The organism is Nanhaiella sioensis, from assembly GCF_046557775.1.
GTDB lineage: Bacteria > Bacillota > Bacilli > Bacillales > SM2101 > Nanhaiella > Nanhaiella sioensis.
The window spans coordinates 776,634-802,246 of the sequence record NZ_JBKAEG010000001.1; the positions used below are offsets into that span (position 1 = coordinate 776,634).

A 25,613-nucleotide genomic window follows, 5' to 3' on the forward strand; every position below is an offset into this window, starting at 1 on the left:
GATGCGCGTGCACCTAGATTTCGTGGACCTTTTTTACTTTTTTAAAATTTTGGGGCTCGGACAAAGCCCCAGCTTACTTTACATGATTAATTTACGAATAAAACCTTCAGATTTTATCAGTATTTAAGGTTTTCTTTTGTATGTCCAATGTCTATTATGATTTGATGTTTCTGGGAATGGATCTCCTGCTTTTAATCTAATCTTCTTTGGATTTTTCACATTATCCCCTGTCTCCCCTACTTCAACATATTCTCCATTATTCGGAGCTCTTTGCCCTGATCTAAAGCGATGACTTTGTCCCATCTTTCTCACTCCTTAAAACAATTTATCTCAGCAAGAGCATGAAAAGACTTTGGAAAGTTCCTTCTTTCTCATTCACACTCTTTTCTACATGCAGTATTACTATTTCCTTTTAACTGCAATTTCATGTTTTCTACATATCATTTTGAAAGAATATTTCTTATTTCATGTGAATACATCTTTTATGTGACGAGCTTTTTAATCTACACAAGACCTTCTCTTGAAATTAAAAATTAGACAGTATGTGAATCATTTTATGAAAAGATGCTATGAAAGCTAATTTACAAAGCGTTTTTTGGTTATATAAGAAAATAATTACTATGTAAAACGAAAGCTGCTCATTAAAACAACAATCTTTGTAAGAACAGCCTTTACATAGAAATTAACTCTTTACAGCCATACAGAAAGTATAGTTAAATGAATAAATAGTAGCATCAATATTGGAGGATTTTAGACGTGGATTCATTTGAAAAAATATTTCTCTTACTTAAATATTTATTGTTAGGAATATTCCAAGGGTTCACAGAACCAATTCCTATTTCATCAAGCGGCCATTTATTTTTAGCAGAGACTATTTTTGGAATAAAAACTGAAGATATGTCATTCGCATTACTTGTCAATACAGCATCTCTTATCGCAGTCCTACTCATCTATAGAGAAGATTTGGTTCGTTTAACAACTAATGGCATTGCATATGTTATAAAAAAAGATGAAAGTGCAAAATCAGATTTTCGTTTTATTATTTATTTAATTATCGGAACAATTCCTGCTGGAGTCATTGGTGTATTTTTTGATGATTTCATTTCTTATCATTTGAAGAAAATTTATGTTCTTGGAATTGCTTTATTAATTACTGGTATCGCACTTTGGACGATTCGTAATTTTCGCGGGAGAAAAAATGATGCTGAGCTTACTCTTAGAGATTCCATTATTGTAGGATTTGCCCAAGCTGTTGCACTCATTCCTGGAATTAGTCGATCTGGAGCAACGATTGTTGCTGCTATGTTACTCGGCATGAAGCAAGAAACTGCGTTACGTTTTTCTTTCTTATTATATATTCCAGTCAGTGCAGGTGGGATGGTATTAGGCTTTACAGATATTTTAACTGACGAGAATTTAAAAACATTAGCCATACCATATACAGTTGCCTTCTTTGCTTCACTATTTGCTTCTTACTTTTCTTTAAAGTGGTTTATGGGCATCATGGCAAGAGGAAACTTGAAATATTTTGCAATATATTGCTTTATCGTAGGAACGCTCGTAACAATTTATGCGTTATTTTAAGCTCACATACTGAAAATATAACAAACCAAAAGAAGGTATAGAAAAACTCCCTATTAATATTATAATAGGGAGCTTTTTACTACGATGTTTATGTTAACTAACTAACTGAGTATCTCTTGCAATAATGCTTTTTGAACGTGTAAACGATTCGCAGCCTGTTCAAATACTACAGAGTGATTGCCATCTATAATTTCAGCAGTAACTTCTTCACCTCTATGTGCAGGTAGACAATGTAAAAATTTAAAGTTAGACTTAGCTTTCTTGATTAAATTTTCATTCACCTGAAATTGTTGAAACACTTGTAACCGCTCTGCCTGCTCCTTTTCTTGGCCCATACTTGCCCACACATCAGTGTAAACAAAATCAGCCATTTCTATAGCATGATATGGGTCATGAGAAATGTCAATCGAAGCCCCGCTTTCTTTAGCAAATTGAGAAGCTATTTTAAAAATTTCACTCTCAGGTTCATATCCTTTAGGGCAAGCTATGACACAATCTAAACCCACTTTAGCCGATGCTATCATTAATGAATGGGCCACATTATTCCCGTCTCCAACGTAAACCAGTTTAACACCTTCAAAAGTTTTGTTCGTTTCATAGATTGTTAATAAGTCAGCTAATGCTTGACATGGGTGAAATTGATCTGTAAGACCATTAATGACAGGAATTTTAGCATGTAACGCTAATTCTTCAACTGTGCTATGAGCGAACGTTCTAATCATAATGGCATCTGCATATTGTGATAATACTTTTGCGGTATCTGCTATTGTTTCTCCTCTACCTAATTGTAAATCATTACTATTCAAAAATAGCGCGTGACCACCTAATTGCGTCATCCCTACTTCAAACGACACACGCGTTCGTGTTGAAGGCTTGTCAAATATCATAGCTAATGTTTGACCATCTAGTACCTTACTATGCTTTCCGCTTTTACTTGCCTTCTTCAAATATAATGCAGTGTTTAATAAATACATGATTTCGTCGATATTCAATTCACTTAGTGTCAGCAAATCCATACCCTTTAATTGAATATTGGTCTTCACTTTTGGTAGAGCTGCCATTATATCACCACTTCCTGCGTTAATTTAGATTTTTCTTTCCACTCTTGTATCGAATGCATCGTAAATTTCTTGTGAGAAATTGCTGTAAAAAACGCTTTCACTGTCTCATATTGAGTGAATACTTGTTTACTATGAGCGATAGATTTTATGCGATTAGTCAATGCTTGTTTTCCTTCATTTATACTAATCACTGCTAATGCTTCTTTTTTCTTCAGCCAAACATCAATATTTACATCTTCTACTGCTATTAAACCAGCTGCTTCAATCTCGTGATATAGCGTGTCCTTTAATTCATCTTGTTCGTCATCAAGGTCAATAAATATTTCATTACTTCCTTCGTGTGACTGAAGATAAGAATGAAATGTCTTTGCGAGTGCTTCATTTATCGTTAGCGCAATGCTAATCCCTTCTCCAGTAGCTTTCATTTCTGGTCCAACAGTCGGGTCGACCCCATTCAACTTGTTTATGGAAAAAACAGGCGATTTCACAGTGTAATACGGTTTATTCTCTAGTAACCCTTTGTTGCCATACAGTTGATCTAATGTATATTTCCCAAGCAATAATTTTGTCGCAATTTGTATAATAGGTATATTTGTTACCTTACTCACAATAGGAACTGTTCTACTAGCCCTTGGATTAACTTCAAGTACAAAAACATCACCTTTGTTTATGACGAATTGAATATTCATCACACCTGTGAAAGATAGCTTTTGAGCAATTCTTTCCGTATAGGCAACAATTTTGTCTCTTTCTTCTTCTGTTAAACTATATGCTGGTAAAACAGCATAACTGTCTCCTGAATGAACTCCTGCTCGTTCAATATGTTCAATGATCGTTGGAATGACTATATTTTTCCCATCCGATAACACGTCAATCTCCACTTCTTTGTCAGGGATAAAGGCGTCTATTAATACCGGGTACACTCTCTGTGTTTGTTTATTCATATATTTTTTTAATTCCTGCTCTGATGAATACGTGACCATGCCCTTCCCACCAATAACGTATGAAGGTCTCAGTAAAATCGGATAACCTATTTCACGCGCTTTTTCTAATATGTCATACTCATTTAACGCTATTTTGCCAGGTACATGTGGTACATCAATTTCTGATAGAAGCTTGTAAAAAAGATCTCTGTCTTCTAACAGATGTACAATTTGGTGGGAGGTTCCAACAATTTCAATACCATACTTTTCTAACTGATGAACAAGATTAATTGCAGTTTGACCACCAAACTGAACGATTACTTTTTCGACACCTTCTGCTTCTATAACATTTAATACATCTTCAAAGATTAATGGCTCAAAATATAAACGATCTGCTGTTTCATAATCGGTGCTTACAGTTTCTGGGTTATTATTTATCAAAATCGTTTCATACCCTTCTTGTTGTAAGGCAAAACAAGCATGAACTGAACTATAATCAAACTCGATTCCTTGACCAATCCGTATAGGACCAGAACCAATAATGAGTACCTTTTCTTTTGAAGAAGCTGCTAGTTCGTTTTCTCCAAAATAGCTAGAATAATAATAGGCTGTTTTCGTCTTAAATTCAGCTGCACAAGTATCTACTATTTTATAAGAAGGAACAATTCCTAACGACTTTCTTTTACTTCTTACATCAAGCTCATTGACATTCCATAACAAAGCGATGTACTCATCTGAAAAGCCTTTTTCTTTCATCTGTTGCATTTCTTCTTTTGTAACGCTATTTAATGACAATTGTTTTATTTTCTGTTCAAAGTCAATTAGTTGCGAAAATATATGCAAAAAGAAATAATTAATGTTCGTATGCTCAAATATAACATCGACTGAAATTTCCCTGCGTAATAATTCAAGAATTACGAATAACCTTCTATCATCAGCTTCCTTTAGAAGTTTCAGGAGAGGTTCTGTAGCAAATTCACATAGCTCTTTTAACAACAATCCGATGCTTTCAAGTTCAAGTGATTGAATTGCTTTTTGAATGGCCCTTTCAATATTCCGGTCAAGTGCCATGACTTCTCCTGTTGCCTTCATTTGTGTACCTAATGTCCGATCCGCAGTCGGAAATTTATCAAACGGCCATCTCGGGATTTTAACCACAGTGTAATCTAAACTTGGTTCGAAGCTTGCAAAAGTATAACCAGTTACTGGATTGGTTAATTCTGCTAATGAATAGCCAACTGCGAGTTTAGCGGCTATTTTTGCAATTGGATAACCTGTAGCTTTTGATGCTAATGCAGATGAACGACTAACTCTTGGATTAACTTCTATTAAATAATATTGCTTACTGTATGGATCAAGTGCAAATTGAATATTGCACCCACCGACAATACCTAAAGCTGATATGATCTTTATAGATGCTGTTCTTAGCAATTGATATTCATTGTCAGAAATTGTTTGAGAAGGTGCAACAACGATTGAATCCCCTGTGTGTATTCCGACAGGATCAATATTTTCCATATTACAGATCGTAATACATGTTCCCGTTGAATCACGCATTACCTCATATTCTATTTCTTTAAAGCCAGCTACACTTTTCTCAATTAAACATTGAGAAATCGGGCTCGCTAATAACCCATTCGTTACGAATGACTTAAACTGTTCTTCATTGTAGGCGATACCACCACCTGTTCCTCCTAATGTATATGCAGGGCGTATAATTATGGGAAAATCCACTTTTGTTGCAAAACCTAGAGCACCTTCCAACGTTGTGACAATTTCACTTTCAGGAACTGGTTCATCTAATTTTTTCATAAGTTCACGAAATTCTTCTCGATCCTCACCCTTTTTTATCGATTCAATTGAAGTGCCTAATAAGCGAACACTATATTTTTCTAATGCACCTTCTTCATATAAGGAAAATGCAAGATTTAACCCAGTTTGACCACCTAGTGTTGCTAACAATCCATCTGGTCTTTCTTTAGCAATAATTTTTGTTACGCAGTCAACTGTTAATGGTTCAAAATAAACAACATCAGCATACAAATCATCTGTCATAATTGTTGCCGGATTGTTGTTAATTAAAATCACTCGGTACCCTTCTTCTTTTAATGCTTTACATCCTTGTGTGCCTGAATAATCGAATTCTGCTGCCTGACCAATAATAATTGGACCTGACCCAATGACTAGGATGCTTTGAATTGTTGTATCTTTAGGCATACACTTTCTCACCCCTAACCGCACAAACACTATCTATAAATTCGTCAAAGACCCATTCACTTTCAACAGGCCCTGGATTAGCCTCAGGGTGGTATTGAACTGTTAATATTGGTAACGTTTTATGTGTTACACCTTCTATCGAACGATCATTTACATTGACAAAACGTGGTTGTAATGAAGTTTCACTGAGACTATGTTCATCCACAACATAACTATGATTTTGTGATGTCATAAAAACTTTATTATTTGTTAAATCACGCACTGGTTGATTAGCACCGCGATGACCAAAAGATAACTTTAATGTATTCGCTCCAAATGTTAAGCAAACGAGCTGATGTCCTAAACAAATTGCTAAGGTCGGGTAATTAGATAATATTTTTTTTAATTCACTTATGATGTTTTCAAGTGCCTTTGGGTCTCCTGGACCATTAGATAACAATATACCATCAGGTTGAATTTCAGTAATTGTGTTATAGTTTGTATAATATGGTACGATCGTTACCATACAGCCACGTTTTATCAATTGTTCAACAATTGATTGTTTGTATCCAAAGTCTATAACTACAATGTGTGGAAATCCCGTACCTAATGTTTGATTGTTCTTAGTAGATACTTCAGCAACAGCCAACTTTTCTTCATGTAAATGCTTTATTTTGCTAAAATGCGTATGTGGTATATGAGATATTTGTCCTAACATAGTGCCACTATCCCGAATTGTTTTTACGATGGCCCTCGTATCAATATGTGTAATTAATGGAACATTCCATTTCCTTAAATACTGTTCTAGTGTTTTCTCAGCTTCAAAATGATTTAATGATTCTTTCGCTTCGTACACAATTACTCCAGCAACATGTGGTTTGTTACTTTCAAAATCTACAGCGTTAATTCCATAGTTCCCTATTAAAGGATAAGTAAAAACAATAATTTGTCCTTTATACGAAGGATCAGTGAGAACCTCTTGGTATCCTGTCATTCCTGTAAAGAACACAACTTCACCAGATATATTAGTTGAAAGAGGTGATTTTATGTCCCCTTCGTAGACATTCCCATTCGTTAACGTTAAATATGCTTTCATGCTACACCTCTTTTTGTATTTTTATTTATTTTATTGAATTTTTATGCATTTCAGATTAAAAAAATAACCCGATAGTTATTTAGCTACCATTGTTATATCTGTTACAACTTTACTAATGATATTTATTGCATAATTTATTTCATCATAGCTTACTGTAAGTGGTGGTAATAGCCGAATCACATGTGGACCTGCTGGTAATACAAGTAGTCCTTCCTCACGGACTTTCGATATAATATCTGTAACATTGATATTACAAGCAATCCCTATCATCAATCCTTCCCCGCGAATTTCTTCTATGAAGCTTACATGCTTACAAACATCACTCAGTTTATTCGTTAAATAGGCTGCTTTTTGTTCAACTTGCTGTAAAAAAACATCATCAAATATGATTTCTAATGTTGCTTTTGCTGCAGCGATAGCTATTGGGTTTCCACCAAATGTTGAACCGTGAGAGCCTGGACCAAATGTATTGATTAGATTCTCAGTCCCAAGCATTGCACCGATGGGTAAACCACTTCCTAACCCCTTGGCAACAGTAATAATATGTGGTGAAATACCAAATTTTTGATATGCAAACTTAGATGCCGTTCTACCAACCCCTGTTTGTACTTCGTCAACAATAAGGAGTGCTCCATACTTGTTACATAATTCCTCAACCCTTAGTAAAAAATCACGCTCAGCTGGTACAACTCCACCTTCACCTTGAACAATTTCTAGCATAATGGCTGCTACATGACTATCAATCACTTTTTCTATCGCTTCGATATCATTAAATGGTAGATAAAGAAACTCTTCTAATAAAGGTCCAAATCCATCATGAACCTTATCCTGCCCTGTAGCCGTCATCGTAGCAAATGTTCTGCCGTGAAATGACTGTTTAAATGTAATGATTCTTGATCTATTCGTATGTTTTCTTGCTAGTTTAATTGCTGCCTCATTTGCTTCAGCACCACTGTTACAGAAGAAGACTGCTGAACCGTTACTATTTTCAACAAGTAGACGTGAGACTTCTTTCTGTGAGTCAACATGAAACAAATTTGAGACGTGCCAAAATGTTTGTAATTGTTTTTCTATTGCTTGTTGAACTTTTGGATGACGGTGACCTAGATTACATACGCCTATTCCAGACACAAAATCTAGATAACTTTTGCCCATTTCATCAATGATATGTGAACCTTCAGCTGAAGCAACATGAATGTCCCAACGCTGATAAGTAGGAAATAATGTTTCTTTCGTCATTGTAAGCTACCTCCCAATTAGAAAAGCGCAAGCGACTGTATCATCCCCGACAAGCACTGGACACATTTCACATGAAGGCGTCTTTTTTCCTTCGGTTGAAATGGCGAAGTGGTCTCGAGGGATAGGTGCTAGAGCTAGATATAGATAACCCCTGTATAGCGAATGATTCTCTGCAAAAATATTATACTTTCCATTTATTAAACACATTCTTATAATGCACTCTTTATTGATCAAGAGTTATAAAAAACTCTTACATTTTTCTTATTTTCGTTCCGTGCAACGACCCGCTGGCAGATAAGATGCTATTTTTCCCGCTGACAATCATCACTTCTTGTAGTTTGTCTGATAATGAGTGAATTGCTGCTTTGACCTTTGGAATCATACCTCCATAAATCGTCCCATCACTTATCATGCCATTAATTTGGTTTTCAGATGCTTCTTCTAAAAGAATACCATTTTGTAATATACCTGGAACGTCTGTAACAAACAATAATTGTTTTGCATTGAGTGCTTCAGCAATACTCCCTGCTGCTGAATCAGCATTAATATTGTATTTCCCCCCTTGTGAACTCATGCCTATTGGTGCAACAACTGGGATGTAGTCATCGTTAAGTAGCGTTATAAGCAAATCTACGTTTACATGATCAACTTCACCTACGTAACCTAACTTCTCAAATTCAATAGGCTTCACTAGCAACATTTGGCCATCACAACCTGATAGTCCTACAGCTTTGAGACCATATTGAGATAAATTAGTCACAAATTGTTTATTAACCTTTCCAGCTAAAGTCATTTCTACTACATCTAACACATCTTTTGTCGTTTTACGTAAGCCATCAACAAATTCCACTCGTATGTTCATTCGTGACAATAATTGGTTAATAACTGGCCCTCCACCGTGTACAATAACCACTTTCTTTCCTCGTTTTTGAAGTTCATGGAGCCCTTTAAAAAACTGTGCTGAAAGCTCTGTTATAACACTTCCTCCACATTTAATTACGATGATGTCATTACTCATCCCCATCCTCCTTACGTTCGGTAGCTTGCATTAATTTTGACGTAATCATAAGTTAAGTCACAGCCCCATGCTATCCCTTCGCCATCACCTATATTCAAATGTACCTCAATATAAATATCATTATTTGCTAAATATGCTGTTGCTCTTTCCTCGGAGAACGGCTGTGGTTGACTCGCAATTAACATCTTTATTGAACCGACCGTAATATCTACAGTATTTGGATTAACTGATGCACTACTATGTCCAATCGCCCCAATTATTCTTCCCCAGTTCGCATCATTACCGTAAATCGCTGTTTTAACAAGGTTAGAACCGACAATTTGTTTAGCCATTTCCCTTGCTTCATCGTCGTTTACTGCCCCTTTCACTTTTACTTCAATAAGCTTTGTTGCTCCTTCCCCATCACGAGCAATTTGTTTAGCTAAATCTTCACAAACATGCATTAAAGCTGTGTAAAACTGCTTCCATTCAGAGTGTATTGGGGTTAATGGTTCATTATTAGCTAGCCCATTAGCCATCACAATAACCATGTCATTAGTAGATGTCTCACCATCAACAGTTATTTGATTAAATGATTGATTCGTTATTATTCGTAAAGTATTTTGTAAAATTGTTGAATCAATATTGGCATCTGTCGTAATAAATGAAAGCATAGTAGCCATGTTGGGGTGAATCATACCAGAACCTTTAGCTACTCCACCTATTGTCACTGTTTTTCCATCAATAACTGTCTGATAACATGCCTTTTTTGTAACGGTATCAGTCGTTAAAATAGCTGATTCAAAATGCTGTGCATTTTTTTTCGTTTTGTTAGGTTTAAGTTTTTTTATTCCAGTACGGATCTTATTCATTTGTAATAATTCACCTATTACTCCTGTTGAAGCTACTGCAATGAGGTGTTCTTGCATCGAAAATTGTGTAGCACATAAATGTCTCATTTCATATGCATCCTGCATACCTTGTTCACCGGTGCATGCATTGGCACAGGCGCTGTTTACAACAATAGCTTGAAGCTTGTTTTCAACTGCAATACTTTGTTGCGTAACTTTTAATGGAGGTGCTTGAAAATGACTTTGTGTATATACTGCAGCACATGTGGCTGGTACTTCACTGAGAACAATACCTAGATCATTTTTGGTGTATCTTAAACCTGCATGAATCCCATCCGTTTGAAACCCTTCAGGAGATGTGATCGTTCCTTCTGGCAATACATTAACAGTACCTACTTTTGTTTTCATATTAATCAAACTTATTCCTCCATTATTTTTTTCGTAAGAGAAAGAAAAATATATATGACATCTATGGATAAACAGGTAGTAAATCTAAGCCCGTATGTTCATCCATACCTAGTAAAATATTTAAGTTTTGAATAGCCTGACCTGCTGCTCCTTTAACTAGATTATCAATCACTGAAACAATTGTAATTCTTCCTGTTCTTTCATCATTCATCAATGCAATATCACAATAGTTTGACCCATAAACTTCCTTCGTTGATGGAAATACATCCTTTACTCGTACAAAATAATGCTCATCATATGCACACCTATAAATATCATACAGCTCCTCCGTTTTGAGCTGTTTTTTAGGCTCAACATACATTGTCGCCATAATACCTCGAGTCATTGGAACAAGATGGGTGCTCAATGTAATTGGTTGAATGCTACCATTCCAATTAAGGAGCATTTGCTCTATTTCTGGAATATGCTGATGTTGATTTACTTTATAGATTTTTAGATTCTCATTTGTTTCAGCAAAATGAACAGCGGTAGCTAAACTTCTCCCTGCACCCGAAACACCTGATTTTGCATCAATAATGATCGATTCTTCCTTAATTAAATCCATCTGAACTAAAGGTGCTAAACCTAGTAGTACCGCCGTAGGGTAACAACCGGGATTTGCAATAATCTTAGCTTCACTAATTTTATTGCTATTCCACTCGGATAATCCATATACAGCTTCCTTGACAATTTGAGATGGAGCTGGAGTCTTGTTATACCATCTTTCATAAGTTTTATTATCTTGTAGCCGCAAATCACCTGATAAATCAATGATATGTGTATCATATTCACTGAATTGTGATGTCAATTCACTAGATACACCAGCTGGTGTTGCCATAAATACCACATCTACCTCACTACCAATTTTGTCAATATCAATACTTTCTAACTGAAATTTCAAACTTCCAGATAAATGTCCATACATCTGCCCTAATGGTAATCCATCATTAGAAGATGAATGAACAGAATGAACATTAACGACTGGATGTTGCTGCAATAAACGTAATAGTTCTACTCCTCCATAACCTGTTGCACCGATTACAGCAGCTCTCATCTGCGATCCCCCTCTATTTCTTAGGCAGCATTGATTCACTCAATTCAAAGCTACACCTCTGTCTTTGTCATGTTTTTTTGAACATCACGTAAAATTAGTTTTCATTATAATACTGAATAAATATAAAATCAATTGTATTTTTATAAATAAATTATAAAAACCATAAACTATTATATAAATACTATTAATTACGCTGTAAAAATAGAACAAACATTAAATCTACCTATTTTGTAGCTTAGTTGAATATTGACCTTATGAAATAAAAAGAGCTAACCTTTAATAGGTTAGCTCTCATTATAAATACGATATACATTTCAATGCTATTTTAGACTAACACTACAACGACTAAGAAAAAATAAACAGCATTTATAATTTCCCAGATACCTACTTTCAAAACAGAAACATTTTTTCCATAAAAGTAAAAAGCACGGACTACACTCGGTATATACGCAATAATAAACCAAGGGTAGCCACTTACAAATAATATAACTATGATTCCTAGATGGTATCCCCAAGAAAGCCAACGGTATGCATTATTTTTCTTCTCTCTTATCATTGTTTTCACATAAAATGTACTTCCTATAAAGAAGAACATTGATAGTAACAAAATACCAATAGCAACAAAATCTATCGTACCAGTCCCCCCATAATAACTAGCTACTCCACCGATGCTAAATGATGTAATTGCACTCATGTCATTTAGTAGAGCACGTTCTTGGTTTTTCTTTGCAAAATACACATTTACCACGAAAAAAGGCAACATGACGATGCCAAAATAAATAAGGTTATAATTAATAATTAATGCTACAACTAAACAAATTAGAGCTGGAAACATATAAATAAATGTCCATTTGAGATAAAATTCTTGTCGCTTTCCTTTCAAAAACATGAGCAAAGGATATGTACCTAAATAAAGTAACAGCCAGCCACCAAATAAGGGGATATGTATCATAGAAGGCTGACCAGCAAATATTCCTACCAAAAATGGGATGAGTAACATAGCCCATGCACCGTGTTGTTTCGGAATCAAAGGTTTCATACTCGTTCACCTCACCTAAACTTTCTTAGATGTTATTATAATGAAACAACATAAAACAATAAGTGAGATAAATCACAAAGTTACAGTCCCTTCCAAGGCATCTTTGACTTTTTATTAACAATTTACAAAAATGTTGTGTATAGCCTAATTGTAAGCTCTTAAAAGGCTAGAATAACTTCTGGTCCTAGCCTTTCAATAGAGTGGTTATGATAAGGATTGTTGTTTTCTCACGCTGAAAATAAGCGCAACTAAAGTTTCGTGACACCTTTCCTTCTATTAAGGCTGAAAATAGCAATAAGGTTAAAGTCATGGGTAACCTTCCGATATTTAAACTTTATTAGATGAGAGTGATGTCCATACAGCATGTTTTCCTTTGGCTGTTTTCACATTTTCGTTATAAGATTTAAGCACGTATACATTTAGCGTACGTGATAACTTTTTAATTATTGTGCACCTATACAACTCATCATACCGTCCATTTTTAGTAATGCTGTTTTTGCATTGATTGTTGATTTTCTTATTAAAAAATAGTCAACTAGCGCTTTTCTGCTGTACATAGTTGACTAACATATAAACCACTTATATAGTACTTGGTAATAATTTGATAACAATAGCAACAAAGTTTACGAAAAGAGCCTTTAAGCTAAACGAGCGTTTCAGACAACCTACCTTTAGCTAAATGATACTCATTTTGCATTTCCTCAATAATTTCAGCAACTGTTTGAGCTCTACTTATCTGACCAACTCCTTGCCCTGCTGAAAAAATATCCTTCCATGCTTTCGCATTTGTTTGGTTCATAAATGAAAAGTCAACAGTTTGTTTTTTTTCAAGTTCATTTATATCAATACCAGCATTTAAAATACTTTCCTTTAGGTAATTAGCGTATACACCACTAATGGCATCAGTATAAATAAGATCATCTACAGAAGCATCTATTAACATATCTCTATAATCTTCACTTGCAAAGCTCTCCTTTGCACTTATAAATCTCGTTCCAATGTAAGCCATGTCCATACCTAAAGCTTCAACTGCAAGAATATCACGTCCCGTCGTGATGCAACCTGCCAAGACTGTAATGCCATCCCAAAATTTTCTTACTTCTCCTGCAAAAGCAAAGCTATTAATTGTTCCAGCATGCCCTCCTGCACCTGAACATACTAGAATTAAGCCGTCAACTCCCGTTTTCGCAGCTTTGCGAGCATGAGGAATGTTACTTACATCAGCAAAGACAAGACCACCATATTGATGAACAATTTCAACAACAGCTGACGGGTTTCCAAGTGATGTAATAACAATTGGGGGCTGATATTTAGTTATTAACCGTAAGTCTTCCTCATATCGCGGATTTGTTTGATGAACGATAAAATTGACAGCCCATGGTGCAACTTTCAGTTGAGGATCTTCTTTTTTTGCAATAGCTAGCTCTGTAGAAATTTCAGCCATCCAATCTTCTAATATATCTACTGTTCTAGCATTCAATGTTGGAAACGAACCTATGACACCTAACTTACAACTTTCAATAACTAACTTTGGACTTGATATGAGAAACATTGGTGCTGAAATGACTGGTAAAGTTATATTTGTAGTCATATGTTTCGGCAGTTTTTCGTTCATTATCTTTCCCCCCTTTTTAATTCATACACTAATTACCTACCAGAAAATTGTGGTTGTCTTTTCTCAAAAAATGACGTTACTCCTTCTCTATGATCTTTCGTTGTAAAGGCAATACCTTGTGCCATAGCTTCTTCAGCTAAAATTTGATCAAAGCTTGATTCAAAACTATGGTTTAAAATTGACTTAGTTAATGCAATTGCATTTGGAGCACCTTCTGTTATTGTTTTCGCAAATTCAACTGCTCGTTCCATTAAATGTTCTGCAGATACTAATTCAAGCACAATACCATATTCAAACGCTTCTTTTGCAGTAATTTTTCGTCCTGAATACATAAGCTCCTTTGCCCTTTGTAACCCAACGGTGCGCGGTAAAAGAAACATTCCTCCCATATCAGGAACTAGACCAATTTTTGAAAAAATTTGAGAAAAAACAGCTTTCTCTGAAGCTAAAACAAAGTCACAACAAAGAGCTAAATTAAACCCTCCTCCAACTGCTAATCCATTGACAGCTGCAATAACTGGCTTTTCTAAAGCATAAATTCTTTTAAGTAAATCATGTCCCTCTATCAAATATTTACGCCCGTTCACTGCATTCAAATCTGGAAAATCAGTTACGTTCCCTCCTGAACTAAATGCACGACCAGTACCTGTCAAAATAATACTTTGCACATGTTCATCCTTCTCCGCTTTTCGAATAGCTCCTTCAAGTTCCTCAATTAAATCAAAAGACAGTGCATTTAGCTTATCAGGATTATTCAACGTAATTACAGCTGTACGATCTAGCAATTCGTATAATACTAAATTATTCATCATTTTATGTTCCTCCTTTTGTTTCTCTTATAAAACTAAGACAGTTTAAGTACTATCACAGCATGCTTCTTAGTTGAGTTTTTAACACTTTGCCAGTTGCATTTCGAGGTAGATTGGAAAGTAGCTCTATATGTTTAGGAATCTTATAATTCGCGAGCTTTCCATTACAAAATGTTGTGAAGTGTTCGAGTGTCAAATTTTTGTCGGTATCATGTAGGACAATATATGCCCTAGGGACCTCACCCCATGTCTCATCTACTGCCCCAACTACAGCAACTTCTTTGATATCAGGATGCTTATATAAAACTTGTTCCACTTCTGCAGGATAAATATTTTCTCCACCACTTATAATCATATCTTTCTTTCTATCTACAATATAAATAAAACCCTCATCATCCATTCTGGCTAAATCACCTGTATAGAACCAACTATCTTTAATAGCCTTCTTCGTTTCAAGTGGTTTATTCCAATATCCAGCAAACACATTAGGGCCTTTGACTAATAATTCACCAACTTCACCATGTTCTACACGGCTTCCTAAGTCATTAACAATTTTCACTTCCGTGTGTATAGGGTTCTTACCAACTGAACCCATCTTTCGATAAGCATTTTTAGCATCTAGTAAGCTTACAAATGGAGCTGTTTCAGTTAATCCAAACCCTTCATATAACGGTACTAGTCTTTGCTGAAAAAATTCAATCACTGTGAGAGGGCATGGTGCGCCACCAGAAATGCAAAATCGAAAAGATGATACATCATAGTCATTAATGAGGTTAGAATGTAAGAGAGCCATCCACATTGCAGGAACAAGAAATAGACTAGTTACTTTATAAGCTTGGATCGCATGTAGTACCTTATCTGGTTGAAAATGGTCTTGAAGAACGACAGTCCCTCCTTTATATAGTACAGGGGTCGTAAGAATATTCATCCCACCAATATGGAATAAAGGTGCCACAGTTAAAGTAATGTCATCTTCTTTGAAAGCCAAAAATTGAATCGCATTAATTGCATTCCATTGTGTATTTCCGTGAGTTAACATTGCTCCTTTTGGTTTTCCAGTCGTACCAGACGTATACATCATCATATGAACATCATTTTCGCTCAGTTCAAATTCAGGCTCGTTCCCCAATGACTGATCTATTAAATTTTCGTAAGATAAATCTACTAAATCTGGAGAGTGACCGACATGGATGAAATAATTTAAGTCTTTTATTCTTTCACGCAATGCATTCACTGCTTGAGTCATTCTTTCATCGTAGATTAAATGACCTGTTCCAGAGTCTCGAACAATGTATTCAATTTCATCAATGCTAAGTCGAAAATTTATCGGTACAAAAATAGCACCAATTTTAGCACAAGCAAACATCGTTTCCATACATTCATTTGAGTTAAAAAGGAGAGCATTAACTCTATCTCCAAATCGAACTCCTAGCTTAAGAAAACTATTAGCCAGTTTATTAACTCTAATATTTAACTCCTTATACGTGATTGTTTTATCTTTGTATATGAGAGCAGCTTGTTCAGGTCTCTGTTCACTATGATATGTTAGCCATGACCCTATTCCTTTGTTCATTGTGTTAACCCACCTTTCACTTATTTATTTGTTACTTAGTCTTGTTTCGAAAAAATGTTTTTGTCAGAGTGAATGGTATTTTTTATTAGGACTTCGCGTGTGCATAGTGTTCTTGATATTGTTTTCGAATATGATGTTTCTGTATTTTTCCAGTGGATGTCATAGGTAATTCATTTACGATAACGACATCCTTAGGAACCTGGAATCCTCCTAAATATTGCTTGCAATATGCAATAATTTCTTCAGCCGTTAAATCCATTCCCTCTTTTGGAATTACAAACGCAGTCACTGCCTCACTCCAGTGCTCGTGTGGCAACCCTACAACTACTACATTTTGAACTTTAGCGTGATTAATAATTGTTTGTTCTACCTTTATAGATGCCACATTTTCTCCACCAGTTTTAATCATGTCTTTTTTTCGATCTACAAAAACCATTTGTCCCTCATCATCCCAATAACCTAAGTCTCCTGTATGATGCCAATCAAACATACGCGTTTGCTCGGTAGCTTGTTTATTATTTAAATATCCATTCATGACGTTCGGACCACGGTGGACGATTTCACCGACTTGATTTTTACTGAGGATGTTACCTTCGCCATCCATAATCACTGTATCGTTAATTAAACTACTCGTACCCCAATAAGATCCGAATCGACGTAACTGTTCTTCTGGTTTAAAAAACATCGTACCTGGATACATTTCTGTTTGCCCAGTACCTAATAAAAAATTTGCATTCAATTCGGTTATGCCTTTTTCTAAAGTAAACTTATCCATAGGAGCCATCCCATACATACACGTTTCGAGAGATGTAAGATCATAGTGTTCTCTTTTTGGATGATGAATAATGGCTCGATACATAATAGGTAAGGCAAACATAACCGTAACCTTTTCCTCTTGGACTGTTTGCATAAAAGCCTCTGGTTCAAAAGCTTTATAAATGATATTCTTTGCCCCTATATTTATAAACGATGTAAGAAATGCATGTTGCGCACAATGAAACATCGGTAACATAATCGTTACGACATCCTCTTGCTTCAATTTGTTTTCAATAATGTTTGCTAAGCTTGATACATAGACACTCGTATGACTGATCATGACACCTTTCGGATTTCCTGTCGTTCCACTCGTAAACATAATTTGAGCCACATCACGATCATGAATATCAACTACCGGTTCATTTGTAGATTCATCATTGAAAGCAGCAAGAAATGCTAATTGTTCTTCTGAGGTGTTATTAAAATATAATAAGTGTTTTGCCTTTAAGCTCTCATAATCTTGCGTTAACAGCGGTGCATCACCAAGGATGATCGATGCCTTCACCTCATCGAGAATATATAGCTTTTCTTGGATTGATATATGTGGGTTAATGGGTACCCATGTTAATCCTGCTTTTGCTATACCAAAAATAGCGATTACATGTTCGTAGGAATTCCCAGCAATGGTAGCTACACAATCACCTTTGTTAAATTCATTATTTAACAAATAGTTAGCAAATTGATTAACTGCATTGTCTAGTTGTTTATACGTTAACTCAACGTCACTATCAACAAGGGCTATTTTTTCAGGCACTCTGTTAGCTGTTCTTCTTAACATATCCCCAATGGCAATTCTGTTGATCTCGTTAATCATCATATGAACACCTCTTTATTTGATATTTAAGCCATACTTATCCATGACCAGCTTGCTATTATAGAGCAGATACTTACATTTACATAAAATATTAAAGCGCTTTCATTAACGGAGAGCGAATGAAGTCCCGTCGACCAAAGAGTTGAATATATTCTTAATAGAGTTGGGTATTCTATCCCTCTGACATAAGGTTAAACTAATTCAGCATAACAGTTGTTATATTTGATGTGAAATTTTAACATCATCAATAGAGTAAAAATCAGTTTGTAAAATCGATCTATTAACGCCTTCATTTCTTAATTTACTAATCTACTATTTGTAGTTGCTTTGATAGAATTTCATTCATAATTTGTGTCGTACCACCTCCAATCGATTGGACTCTAGCATCTCGCCAATAACGTTGTACATCATATTCCATCATGTACCCTGCCCCACCAAAGATTTGCATAGCTTCATCACAGACCCTATTTACCATCTCCCCAGCATAAACTTTCGCAAATGTCGCTTCAGTCGTGATGTCTTTACCTTCACTGAATAAATATAACGCTCGATAAGTCATATGCTTTGCTTTTTCAATATCTACAGCCATATCAACCATTTTGTGTCGATTCACTTGAAATGCTGAAATTGGTTGATTAAATTGTATTCTTTCGGAACTATATTTCATGCTTGCCTCCAGTGCCATTTCCGCCTGAGCTACACATGCTAACGATAAGATAATTCTTTCCCATTGAAAATTTTTCATAATATAATAAAAGCCATCGTTCACTTTTCCAATTAGATTTTCTTCAGGTATAGCTACGCTTTCAAAGAATAACTCCCCAGTATCAGAGCTTCGCCAACCTAGTTTTTGCAAAGGCTTTCCAACATCGAAGCCATCCCATCCTGTTTCAACGATAAACAAGCTAATATTTTTATGCAGTGGCTCATTTCTCGTTTTGGCAGCAACTACGACATAATCGGCATTTACACCATTTGTAATGAACGTCTTTGATCCATTTAACTCATAATATCCATCTTTTTTTGTAGCAGTCGTACGCAGAGAGGAGACATCACTTCCAGCGTTTGGCTCAGTTATCCCAAGAGCTCCCACCATATCCCCAGCAATCGTAGGTTGAACATATTTTGCCTTTTGATGATCGTTACCAAAATTCAAAATAGGGGTCATGGCAATTCCAATGGAGCCTCCAATCGCAGCACCTACACCACCCGAGCCACATTTTGTTAACTCCTCAAGAAAAACGGCTTCAGTAATATAATCTAAACCTAATCCTCCATACTTCTTTGGCACTTTAATACCTAAATAACCTAGGTCTCCGATTCGCTTAAAAAGGCTGCGTGGGATTTCACCTTCCTTTTCCCACTCATTAACATAAGGCTTGACTTCCTTTTCCACAAACTTTCGAACGGTTCTACGAAATAATTTGTGTTCTTCAGTGAAGATCCAGTGAGTCATGAACAATTCACCCCCAAAAAAATTGAAATTCAAAAAATAGCACACACCTCACCAACACATGCACTGTCGTCATTTCTGTTCGCTTCGAATGAATGACTTGAGTTAAGTTTTTCTAGACAAGTGAGCTAAAGACGTAAAAATAGTTGAAACAGCTAGAGAGGTTCGGTTCAGTAGCTAAACAGTTAGAAAAGCTTTCGATACAGCAAAACTCTTTCTTATAGCTCCATTTGCTTAGCGATAATTTCTTTCATAACCTCATCGGTTCCTCCGCCAATACGATACACTCTAGAATCACGCCAAATTCTTTGAATTTCATTTTCTAGCATATATCCGCTTCCTCCGAAAATTTGTAATGCTCGATCTGCTACCCAATGGCACATTTTTGCTGATGTTAACTTTGCCATGGATATTTCTTTACTAGGTACTTCACCATTTGCAAACCTGTACGCAGTAGCATAGGTTAATTCTCTACAAAGCTCTATTTCAGTTTTCATTTCTACCAACAAGTGTGAAATGACTTGATTGTTGTTAATAGTTTGATTGAATTGCTTTCTCGTTTTGGCATATTCAAGAGCTAACTTATACGCATGATCAGCCATACCGATTGCCCCAGCGGCAGCTATTAATCGCTCTCCTTGTAGTTCCCACATAATTTGTGCAAAACCTCGCCCTTCTTCCCCCAACAAGTTTTCATGTGGTACACGTACATCCTCAAATACAAATTCAGCAGTATCAGATGAGCGCATACCTACCTTGTCTAGCTTTCTACTGACAGTACAGCCAGGACGATTCGTTTCAACTAAAAACAGACTGATACCTTTATACCCTGGACTATCAGAAGTTCGTGTAACGAGTGTAATAAAATCAGCACTCGGACCATTTGTAATAAACGTTTTTGCTCCATTGACAACCCATTCGTTCCCATCTCGTTTAGCTCTCGTTTCAATAGAAGCTACATCAGATCCGTGATTTGGTTCTGTAATCCCAATTGAAGCGATTTTTTCACCTCGTAACGCTGGCTTCAAATACTTTTGTTGCTGTTCCTCTGTACCAAATTCCAATATTGGTGGAGTTGCCATATCAGTTTGAACAGCAACAGCCATTGGAAAACCACCAGCTCCACACTTCGCAAGCTCTTCAGCTAACACAATACCAGAGAAATAGTCCCAGCCTTGCCCTCCAACTTCTTCAGGGTAACGCAGTCCTAAAAATCCGAGCTCACCCATTCTTGCCATCATTTCTCTAGGAAAGCCGCCTGCTACTTCCCACTCATCTACGAAAGGAATTACTTCCTTTTGAACGAATTTTTTTATCGTCTTTCTTAACTGTTCGTGTTCATCTGAAAAATACGGTTCATACTTAATCATTACCACTCCTTTCTTAATGAAATATGTAAAGATTAGTTTTTGAGATGCTGAATTTTTAAAACGTCGATACTTCATAAATCTTGAGATATATCAATTTCTAACCTCAGTAAATTGGAACCAAAACATTTTCCGAGGTTATCTAATCGTAATGAGTTTGATCCGCCCCCATCTAAAGCATTAGTACATACAAAGTTAAGTGAGTGTATGTTTGGTAGTTCATACCTTGTTACATTTCCAAGTACTATTCCCTCAAAATGCTCCTTCACCTTTGCACTCGTTACTTGGTCAACGAGTATGTCATACCATTGTTCCTCTTTAGCAATAAGTCCTATATTTACGGTATTGCCTTTATCACCTGAACGAGCTTGAGCTATTTCTGCAAGTAGTATCTTCGACATCCTTTACACCTCCTGAACCGTAACAGAAATCTTAGCCTCTACAAGGTGTCGAGGTATAAGCGTTGCCCACATACCAAATAGCTTTCTAGGTGGGATGTTTCCTATATACGCCCCCATACTCGGTGGGCCATTTAAAGCAAGTGGTGGAAATAGCCTTGAAAAAGAAATGGCGTCTCTTTTAGATTTTGTACGTATGGCCATTCTAAGAAAAATCTCATTTGAATCGGTACTCACTTCTGTTGCCAAAGGACCATGTAGCGCGTTGTAACCGATGAAATCAGTTTTGATCTCATCAAATTGAAGTTTGCTCCTCTCTGCTTGAAGGCGAATAATTTCATCTGCTTTTTTCGCTTTTTCCAGTGCATTTGGCCAAGCAAATCCAGTTATTACTTGCCCCATATAGCCATTGTCAAACCCCATAACGACTTTTAATTCAGCTGGTTTAGCTTTGCCTTTCACACCTGTGACTAAAACCTCATTTTCAGCAACTTGTTCGAGCTTCACATTCATTAAATCAACAACAACATCAGGCGTAATATATGCTGATGGATCATGGATTTCATACAGCATTTGTTCTTTCAGAGTATTTGGTGTAATAAGACCGCCGCGCTCCTTTACCTTACTGACGATAAACTCTCCATTTTCTTGACATTCAGCAATCGGATAACCTATTTCGTCCATTTGAGCAACTTCATGCCATTCACCGCTATAATTTCCCCCAGTTGATTGCGCAGAACACTCTAGTAAATGGCCCATAAACACACCACTTGCAAGCTTATCCCACTCCTGATCTCCCCAATTATATTCATATATTAAAGGTGCTAAAAACTGCGCGGTATCTGTTGTCCGTCCAGTGATTACAATATCTGCTCCCTCTTTCAATGCTTCTACGATGGGCTGTGCGCCGAGATAAGCATTTGCAAACAATACTTTGTCTTTTACTGTACGAAAGGACTCATTTGTCTCAAAATGATCAAGTGAAACCCCTTGTTCTATCAAATCCTCTAAATCGTCATAAATATGATCTCCAGTGACGACAGCAATCTTTATGTTTTCAAATCCATTTTGCCTTGCAATTTGAATGACTTCTTGTTGAGCTCTTAGAGGGTTCAAACCTCCCGCGTTTGTAAGAATCTTCATTCCTTGTTCCTTCACATACGGTAACAGCGCTTTCATTGATATAGTTATATCCCTTGCATATCCTAGATGAGGATCTTTTTGTTGGTCCTTTAATAATATTGCCATCGTTAATTCTGCTAGGCAGTCAAAGCATAAATAATCGACATTACCGTGCTTTGCTGTTGCAATTGCTGGTTCAATTGTATCCCCATAAAAGCCTTGAGCAGCGCCTATTCGAATTGACTTCACATAACCACCTCCCTAGTCTTCCATTTCTATAACAATATCACTTTCTTGTACAAAATCTGTTTCACTAGCTATTACTTTTTTTACTGTCCCTTCAGCTGTTGCTTCGATTGGAATTTCCATCTTCATAGATTCCATTATGATAAGAACATCACCAATTTGGACATGATCGCCATCCTCCACTAAAACCTTCCAAACATTCCCACTTATAGGAGCTTCATAATTCACTGTTTATACCCCTTTCCAATCGGGCACTCGTTTCTCTAAAAATGCTGAAGCACCCTCTTTTAGGTCCTCACTCTTAAAAGATACAAGCCTTAAGTTTGATAAATAATCAAAGGATTTCATAAAATCCATCTGTTCAGTCGTAAAATATGAATCTAGTGCTAGCTTTACAGCAAGTGGACTATGAGATGCTATTATTTTTGCAGTATTCCAGACTTCTTCATCTAATCTCTCTGGTTCCACAACTTGATGAACTAAATGATATTTACATGCTTCTTCAGCGGTTAACACTTCTGCCTTAAGCATCATTTCCATTACTTTACGGTTTCCTACTGCTCTTCTTACCCATGGCAAAATGACAAATGGAACGATACCTAGCTTCAGCTCTGTTAAGCCTAATTTTGCACTAGTGGATGCAATAGCTATATGGCACATTGCAACTAGACCTGTTCCACCACCAAGTGCCGCACCGTTTACAGCAGCAATCATCGGTGTTTGTACCGTTGCACCTAGTTTAAATAACTCTGTACTACTTTTTCCTTCAAAATATAATGTAGGAACATCCTTTTCAGAAGTCCGCTTAAATTCATTCAGATTACCACCTGCTGAGAAGGATTTTCCACGCCCTGTTAAAATCATGGCTTGAACTTGTTCATCTGAGTCAGCTAGCTTTATCGCTTGGATAAGCTCTGTAACTAACTTCTCTGTTAATGGATTTCTCACTTCAGGTAGATTAAGAGTAATCGTTGCGATATGCTCTTTCACTTCGTATAAAATTGTTTGGAATTCCACTATTACACCTCTTTTCTATACTGGATGAATCGCGTTTCTCTTTTCGGGCACATGTACTTTTTTCGTTTTATATAATGCAAACCTGCGAATAACTGCCGATCTTAACTCTTCAAAGCCGATTAAATCATCTATAATTAACTCTGAAGCTAGCTTATGGATATTAATATTCTCTGCATATTCCTCTCGCTTAGCTTGAACAAAAGCCTGGCGTTCTTCTTCAGGAAGCTCGAGTATTTTATTTAAATATACTGCATTTACAGCTGCCTGCGGTCCCATTACAGCTATTGATCCACTCGGCAGCGCTAACACTGCATCTGTTCCAAACGCAGGTCCAGCCATGGCATATAATCCAGCACCGTAACACTTTCTTACAACGACACAAATTTTTGAAACTGTTGCTTCTGATAATGCAGAAATCATTTTTGCACCATGCCTAATGATTCCGCTTCTTTCAACTTTTGATCCAATCATATAGCCTGGAACATCTGATAAAAACAACAGAGGAATACTATAGGCATTACAAATTTTTATAAAGCGTGCTGCTTTGTCTGGCGAATCTACAAATAAGGTGCCACCTTTTACCTTTGGTTGGTTTGCAACTAACCCAGTTACTTTTCCACCAATCCTACAAAAACCAGTTATGAGCTCTGGTGCAAATAACTTCTTATATTCAAACCAGCTATCTTCGTCAATTACTTGATTAATCAGTTCATACATATCGAAAGGAACGTTTTCATTTTGAGGAATAATTTCTTCTATCTTTCTTCCTGTTACCGGTTCTTTACTTACGCCCTCATCCGGCACTTCTTGCCAATTTTGTGGCATAAATGTTAAGTACTGCTTACATGTTTCGATCGCTTCATCTTCAGTTTGAACGAGAACATCACCAAGTCCACTCACTGAGCAATGCATTTTCGCACCACCCATATCATCCATCGTCGTTTTCTCACCGATCGCCATTTCAACCATCCTTGGAGATCCCAAATATGCTGAAGCATTTTGATCAACCATAATCACCAAATCAGAAAAAGCAGGTACATAGGCAGCACCAGCTGGTGACGGTCCAAATAAAATACATATTTGCGGTACGGATCCAGACATTTGGATTTGGTTATAAAAAACCTTTCCACCTTGTCTTTTCCCAGGAAAAACTTCCAATTGCTCAGTTATTCTAGCTCCTGCAGAATCAATAAGGTATAACATTGGTACTTGTAGTTCCATCGCTTTTTCTTGAATTCGTATATTCTTTTCGACTGATTTTGGTCCCCATGACCCTGCTTTTACTGTTGAATCGGCAGCCAAAAAACATACCGTTCTCCCGTTAATCTTACCTATACCAGTAATACAAGCGTCAGCAGGTAATTCAGGTTCCTCCGCATTGGCAAATAATCCGTCCTCAACGATGGCCCCCTCGTCAAATAGCTTCGATAACCTACTTCGAACGAACATCTTGCCTTTACTTGCGTTATACTGATGATATTTTTCTTTCCCACCTTTTAAAATTCTTTCTTTTTCTCTTAAATATAGTTCATAATCTTCTCTCATTAATTAGCCCCCTTATAAGCAAGAAAAATAAGTAGATGAATATAAAAGAAATCCTACAAATAGCTTTATGCAAATGTTGTGCCAAATAAGTAAATCAATGAATTTGACCGATAAATATAGTGATTTAGCTCATATAATTGAATTTTTGACCCGTAAATATTGTAATTTGACCCATATAACTGAGTTTTTGACCAGTAAATATTGTTATTTGACCCATATAACTAAGTATTTGATCCATAAATGTGGTGTACTTAACTCATACGACGGAATTTCATACACAAATATTCCTTAGAAAATATCGATTATATATTGCTGTTAGCATCGTTACATATGTCCGTAGTAACTTACGAC

21 protein-coding genes are annotated in these 25,613 nt (G+C 36.3%); 1 reads left to right on the forward strand and 20 read right to left on the reverse strand.

Features of this window, described 5'->3' with window-relative positions:
- Positions 1-123: 123 nt before the first annotated feature.
- Positions 124-303 (reverse strand): YjzC family protein, encoded by a 180-nt coding sequence (locus V1503_RS03665; RefSeq protein WP_214482592.1) that lies wholly within the window; start codon positions 301-303, stop codon positions 124-126.
- Between the two features lie 453 nt (positions 304-756).
- Here V1503_RS03665 and V1503_RS03670 point away from each other — a divergent pair, with 453 nt between their 5' ends.
- Positions 757-1,584 carry an undecaprenyl-diphosphate phosphatase gene (locus V1503_RS03670; protein WP_410624922.1) on the forward strand — a complete coding sequence of 276 codons (828 nt, stop codon included), beginning with the start codon at positions 757-759 and terminating at the stop codon, positions 1,582-1,584.
- 101 nt (positions 1,585-1,685) lie between these two features.
- Here the strand turns inward: V1503_RS03670 and argF are convergent, their stop codons facing one another.
- From argF to V1503_RS03765, 19 genes are all read right to left on the reverse strand, one after another.
- Entirely contained in the window at positions 1,686-2,645 is a 960-nt protein-coding gene (argF, locus tag V1503_RS03675; protein ID WP_410624924.1) for an ornithine carbamoyltransferase, read from the reverse strand.
- Complete coding sequence (carB, locus tag V1503_RS03680) at positions 2,645-5,785, reverse strand: carbamoyl-phosphate synthase (glutamine-hydrolyzing) large subunit (protein ID WP_410624926.1); 3,141 nt, start codon at positions 5,783-5,785, stop codon at positions 2,645-2,647. Before carB ends, argF begins: the two co-directional genes overlap by 1 nt.
- A complete protein-coding gene (locus tag V1503_RS03685; protein WP_410624928.1) occupies positions 5,778-6,860 on the reverse strand; it encodes a carbamoyl phosphate synthase small subunit in 1,083 nt (360 codons plus the stop codon). Before V1503_RS03685 ends, carB begins: the two co-directional genes overlap by 8 nt.
- A gap of 75 nt (positions 6,861-6,935) precedes the next feature.
- Positions 6,936-8,099 (reverse strand): acetylornithine transaminase, encoded by a 1,164-nt coding sequence (gene argD, locus V1503_RS03690; protein WP_410624930.1) that lies wholly within the window; start codon positions 8,097-8,099, stop codon positions 6,936-6,938.
- Between the two features lie 250 nt (positions 8,100-8,349).
- Positions 8,350-9,117, reverse strand: a complete 768-nt coding sequence (gene argB / locus V1503_RS03695; protein WP_410624932.1) for an acetylglutamate kinase — start codon at positions 9,115-9,117, stop codon at positions 8,350-8,352.
- Between the two features lie 11 nt (positions 9,118-9,128).
- On the reverse strand, positions 9,129-10,355 hold the full coding sequence (gene argJ / locus V1503_RS03700) for a bifunctional ornithine acetyltransferase/N-acetylglutamate synthase (protein ID WP_410629375.1): 1,227 nt from the start codon (positions 10,353-10,355) through the stop codon (positions 9,129-9,131).
- Positions 10,356-10,416: 61 nt separating this feature from the next.
- Positions 10,417-11,448, reverse strand: a complete 1,032-nt coding sequence (gene argC / locus V1503_RS03705) for an N-acetyl-gamma-glutamyl-phosphate reductase (RefSeq protein ID WP_410624934.1) — start codon at positions 11,446-11,448, stop codon at positions 10,417-10,419.
- Between the two features lie 325 nt (positions 11,449-11,773).
- Positions 11,774-12,487 carry a YwiC-like family protein gene (locus tag V1503_RS03710; protein WP_410624936.1) on the reverse strand — a complete coding sequence of 238 codons (714 nt, stop codon included), beginning with the start codon at positions 12,485-12,487 and terminating at the stop codon, positions 11,774-11,776.
- 643 nt (positions 12,488-13,130) lie between these two features.
- Positions 13,131-14,102, reverse strand: a complete 972-nt coding sequence (locus tag V1503_RS03715) for an NAD(P)H-dependent flavin oxidoreductase (protein WP_214482583.1) — start codon at positions 14,100-14,102, stop codon at positions 13,131-13,133.
- A gap of 32 nt (positions 14,103-14,134) precedes the next feature.
- Positions 14,135-14,914, reverse strand: a complete 780-nt coding sequence (locus tag V1503_RS03720) for an enoyl-CoA hydratase/isomerase family protein (RefSeq protein WP_410624938.1) — start codon at positions 14,912-14,914, stop codon at positions 14,135-14,137.
- 52 nt (positions 14,915-14,966) lie between these two features.
- Positions 14,967-16,484, reverse strand: coding sequence for an o-succinylbenzoate--CoA ligase (gene menE, locus V1503_RS03725; RefSeq protein ID WP_410624940.1), 1,518 nt, complete (start codon positions 16,482-16,484; stop codon positions 14,967-14,969).
- Positions 16,485-16,569: 85 nt separating this feature from the next.
- Positions 16,570-18,117 (reverse strand): AMP-binding protein, encoded by a 1,548-nt coding sequence (locus V1503_RS03730; RefSeq protein ID WP_410624942.1) that lies wholly within the window; start codon positions 18,115-18,117, stop codon positions 16,570-16,572.
- A 301-nt stretch (positions 18,118-18,418) separates the two neighbouring features.
- Entirely contained in the window at positions 18,419-19,570 is a 1,152-nt protein-coding gene (locus V1503_RS03735) for an acyl-CoA dehydrogenase family protein (RefSeq protein ID WP_410624944.1), read from the reverse strand.
- 215 nt (positions 19,571-19,785) lie between these two features.
- On the reverse strand, positions 19,786-20,937 hold the full coding sequence (locus V1503_RS03740; RefSeq protein WP_410624946.1) for an acyl-CoA dehydrogenase family protein: 1,152 nt from the start codon (positions 20,935-20,937) through the stop codon (positions 19,786-19,788).
- A gap of 71 nt (positions 20,938-21,008) precedes the next feature.
- Complete coding sequence (locus V1503_RS03745) at positions 21,009-21,335, reverse strand: AtuA-related protein (protein WP_320258218.1); 327 nt, start codon at positions 21,333-21,335, stop codon at positions 21,009-21,011.
- A 3-nt stretch (positions 21,336-21,338) separates the two neighbouring features.
- Positions 21,339-22,703 (reverse strand): acyclic terpene utilization AtuA family protein, encoded by a 1,365-nt coding sequence (locus V1503_RS03750; protein WP_410624948.1) that lies wholly within the window; start codon positions 22,701-22,703, stop codon positions 21,339-21,341.
- Positions 22,704-22,715: 12 nt separating this feature from the next.
- Positions 22,716-22,928, reverse strand: coding sequence for an acyl-CoA carboxylase biotin carboxyl carrier protein subunit (locus tag V1503_RS03755; protein ID WP_320258216.1), 213 nt, complete (start codon positions 22,926-22,928; stop codon positions 22,716-22,718).
- A 3-nt stretch (positions 22,929-22,931) separates the two neighbouring features.
- Entirely contained in the window at positions 22,932-23,717 is a 786-nt protein-coding gene (locus V1503_RS03760) for an enoyl-CoA hydratase/isomerase family protein (protein WP_214482575.1), read from the reverse strand.
- Positions 23,718-23,732: 15 nt separating this feature from the next.
- A complete protein-coding gene (locus V1503_RS03765) occupies positions 23,733-25,262 on the reverse strand; it encodes an acyl-CoA carboxylase subunit beta (RefSeq protein WP_410624951.1) in 1,530 nt (509 codons plus the stop codon).
- Positions 25,263-25,613: the final 351 nt, after the last annotated feature.

Bases quoted from the DNA above. Each gene is read 5' to 3' on its own strand.
- V1503_RS03665 (WP_214482592.1), bottom strand. From the start codon at position 303: ATGGGACAAAGTCATCGCTTTAGATCAGGGCAAAGAGCTCCGAATAAT.
- argC (WP_410624934.1), bottom strand. From the start codon at position 11,448: ATGAGAGCTGCTGTAATCGGTGCAACAGGTTATGGAGGAGTAGAACTA.
- argF (WP_410624924.1), bottom strand. From the start codon at position 2,645: ATGGCAGCTCTACCAAAAGTGAAGACCAATATTCAATTAAAGGGTATG.
- menE (WP_410624940.1), bottom strand. From the start codon at position 16,484: ATGAACAAAGGAATAGGGTCATGGCTAACATATCATAGTGAACAGAGA.
- V1503_RS03685 (WP_410624928.1), bottom strand. From the start codon at position 6,860: ATGAAAGCATATTTAACGTTAACGAATGGGAATGTCTACGAAGGGGAC.
- V1503_RS03765 (WP_410624951.1), bottom strand. From the start codon at position 25,262: ATGAGAGAAGATTATGAACTATATTTAAGAGAAAAAGAAAGAATTTTA.
- V1503_RS03715 (WP_214482583.1), bottom strand. From the start codon at position 14,102: ATGAACGAAAAACTGCCGAAACATATGACTACAAATATAACTTTACCA.
- carB (WP_410624926.1), bottom strand. From the start codon at position 5,785: ATGCCTAAAGATACAACAATTCAAAGCATCCTAGTCATTGGGTCAGGT.
- argJ (WP_410629375.1), bottom strand. From the start codon at position 10,355: ATGAAAACAAAAGTAGGTACTGTTAATGTATTGCCAGAAGGAACGATC.
- V1503_RS03730 (WP_410624942.1), bottom strand. From the start codon at position 18,117: ATGATGATTAACGAGATCAACAGAATTGCCATTGGGGATATGTTAAGA.
- argD (WP_410624930.1), bottom strand. From the start codon at position 8,099: ATGACGAAAGAAACATTATTTCCTACTTATCAGCGTTGGGACATTCAT.
- V1503_RS03710 (WP_410624936.1), bottom strand. From the start codon at position 12,487: ATGAAACCTTTGATTCCGAAACAACACGGTGCATGGGCTATGTTACTC.
- V1503_RS03745 (WP_320258218.1), bottom strand. From the start codon at position 21,335: ATGTCGAAGATACTACTTGCAGAAATAGCTCAAGCTCGTTCAGGTGAT.
- V1503_RS03720 (WP_410624938.1), bottom strand. From the start codon at position 14,914: ATGATGAATAATTTAGTATTATACGAATTGCTAGATCGTACAGCTGTA.
- V1503_RS03735 (WP_410624944.1), bottom strand. From the start codon at position 19,570: ATGACTCACTGGATCTTCACTGAAGAACACAAATTATTTCGTAGAACC.
- argB (WP_410624932.1), bottom strand. From the start codon at position 9,117: ATGAGTAATGACATCATCGTAATTAAATGTGGAGGAAGTGTTATAACA.
- V1503_RS03740 (WP_410624946.1), bottom strand. From the start codon at position 20,937: ATGATTAAGTATGAACCGTATTTTTCAGATGAACACGAACAGTTAAGA.